This window comes from Povalibacter sp. (genome assembly GCF_036735925.1).
Lineage (GTDB): Bacteria > Pseudomonadota > Gammaproteobacteria > Steroidobacterales > Steroidobacteraceae > Steroidobacter.
The window spans coordinates 1-2,617 of the sequence record NZ_DAINNK010000160.1; the positions used below are offsets into that span (position 1 = coordinate 1).

3 protein-coding genes are annotated in these 2,617 nt (G+C 63.4%); all 3 read right to left on the reverse strand.

The features are described 5' to 3' along the window. Positions 1-27: 27 nt before the first annotated feature. From V7D81_RS23125 to V7D81_RS23135, 3 genes are read right to left on the reverse strand one after another with little or no spacing between them, the layout of a single operon-like run. Entirely contained in the window at positions 28-921 is an 894-nt protein-coding gene (locus tag V7D81_RS23125; RefSeq protein WP_324320767.1) for an acid phosphatase, read from the reverse strand. 18 nt (positions 922-939) lie between these two features. Then, positions 940-1,701, reverse strand: a complete 762-nt coding sequence (locus V7D81_RS23130) for an ABC transporter permease (protein WP_324320769.1) — start codon at positions 1,699-1,701, stop codon at positions 940-942. Further along, entirely contained in the window at positions 1,698-2,615 is a 918-nt protein-coding gene (locus tag V7D81_RS23135; RefSeq protein WP_349257728.1) for an ABC transporter ATP-binding protein, read from the reverse strand. Before V7D81_RS23135 ends, V7D81_RS23130 begins: the two co-directional genes overlap by 4 nt. Positions 2,616-2,617 lie beyond the last annotated feature (2 nt).

Here is a 2,617-nt window from a genome sequence, read left to right on the forward strand (position 1 = left end):
GGCTTCAGCCGGCCTTCGCGCCAACTGCTACTTTTGCGGGACCAGCGCCGCCGTCTCAGCCGCGCAATCGCGCGTCGGCTTGAGTCCCTTGCGATACACCGCGTCGAGTTCCTTCTTCGCCTCGCGCAAAGCGACGTTGAATCCGTCATCGGCATGCAGACGTGCCACCACGCCCGCCGCGACGACGCGGCCTTCATTCACGTCGCTCTGCCAGTGCACGCCGCAGATCACGCGGCTCTGACCGAAGGCGTAGCCGCGCTGCAGGATGGCGTCGGCATGTTGCGGCGACAGTTCGGTGAGGATGAGCGCCCATGTCCAGCCGATCGCGGTGTGGCCGGACGGATAGGAACCGTTGGTCCTCAGGATGCCCTCCTCCTTCGGCGTGCAGCTTTCTTCGTTGTATTCGGCGAAGGGACGAACGCGCTTGTAGTGATCCTTGGCAGCATTCGTCGCCACCGCTCCGTCGGTGGTGCTCCGTCGCAGCAGGTCGTACAGCAGCGGCGTGTCCTGCGGAGTGATGGGCGCGCCGATCGCACAGGAGAACGTGCCCAGCGAACCGGGGAAACGCAGGTCGGCGTCCTGCACCGCCAGGTCCCAGCGCGGCGTGCCGCGCAGTGCACGCGTCGAACGATACGCAGCTTCATCGGCAGCGAAAGCCGGCGCGCCCACGGCAGGCGGCGGCGGCAACAGCAGCAGGCTGTTTGGCAGCACTTCCCTCTGCAGGAAGCCGGGCAGAAAACCCAGCGATGCTCCGGGCGATGTCGCAGCAGGCTGCGGTGCGGGCGCCGGGGCAGTGGCACAGGCCGACAGAACAAATGCAGCGACGACGCTCGCGACTCGACAGCGGTTCGACTTCATCGGAAATTCCCAGGAATGTTTTTGCCGGTCGCGACGATAACCGCGCAGCGCGCGGCACGCCATGACATTTCCGGAATCCGTCTAGTTCTTGAGTCGGTATCCGGTCTTGAAAATCCACGCGATGATCACGAGACACAGCACCATGAACCCGAGCGTGGCCGCCAGACTGATGCCGACGCCGACGTCGGAGATGCCGTAGAAACTCCAGCGGAAGCCGCTGATGAGATAGACGACCGGATTGAACAGCGTGATCTTCTGCCACAGCGGCGGCAGCATGCTGATCGAATAGAAGCTGCCGCCCAGGAACGCCAGCGGCGTGATCACCAGGATCGGCACGACCTGCAGCTTCTCCCAGCCGCTGGCCCAGATGCCGATGATGAAGCCGAACAGGCTGAACGTGACCGAGGTGAGTATCAGGAACGCAACCATCCACAGCGGATGCTCGATGTGGAACGGCACGAACAGGCGCGCCGTCGCAAGAATGATCAGGCCCAGCAGCATCGACTTGGTTGCCGCGGCGCCGACATAGCCCGTCACGACCTCGACGAACGAGACAGGCGCCGACAGCACTTCGTAGATCGTGCCGGCATAGCGCGGCATGTAGATCCCGAACGATGCATTGGAAATGCTCTCGGTCAGGATCGACAGCATGATGAGACCCGGCACGATGAAGGCGCCGTAGCTCACGCCATCCACGGTGGCGATGCGCGAGCCGATGGCCGCACCGAACACCACGAAGTAGAGCGACGTGGAAATCACCGGCGAGGCAATGCTCTGTACCAGCGTGCGGAACCAGCGCGACAGTTCGAAGTAGTAGATCGCGCGGATGGCGTACGTGTTCATTTCGACGACCTCACCAGGCTCACGAAAATCTCCTCCAGCGAACTTTCCTCGGTACGCAGATCCTTGAAATCGATGCCGAGTTCGTTGAGTTGGCGCAGCAGGCTGGCGATGCCGGTCGAATCGGACTGCGTGTCGAACGTGTAGACCAGGTCGTTGCCGTCGGCCGACAGCTCGAGCTGCCGCCTGGCGAGCTGCGCGGGAATTTCCTTCAGCGGCGCCTGCAGATGCAGCGTGAGCTGCCTGCGTCCCAGCTTGCGCATCAGCACGTGCTTGTCCTCGACCAGCACGATGTCGCCCTTGTTGATGACGCCGATGCGGTCGGCCATCTCCTCGGCTTCTTCGATGTAGTGCGTGGTGAGGATGATGGTGACGCCGCTGGCGCGCAGCGAGCGCACCATCTCCCACATGTCGCGACGCAGTTCGACGTCGACACCGGCCGTGGGCTCGTCGAGGAACAGGATCTGCGGTTCGTGCGACAGCGCTTTCGCGATCATCACGCGTCGCTTCATGCCGCCCGACAGCGCCATGATCTTTTCGTCCTTCCTGCTCCACAGCGACAGATCGCGCAGGACTTTCTCCAGGTGCGCATCGTTCGGCGCCTTGCCGAACAGGCCGCGGCTGAAGCGCATCGTCGCCCAGACGCTCTCGAACGAATCGGTCGACAGCTCCTGCGGCACGAGCCCGATCTTCGCGCGCGCCGCGCGGTAATCGCGAATCACGTCATGACCGTCGGCCCGCACCGTGCCCGAAGTGGGATTGACGATGCCGCAGACGATGTTGATGAGCGTCGACTTGCCTGCGCCGTTCGGCCCGAGCAGCGCGAAAATTTCGCCGCGGCGGATGTCGAGATCGACACCCTTGAGCGCCTGGAAGCCCGACGCGTAGGTTTTCACCAGGTTGCTGATGGAAATGATCG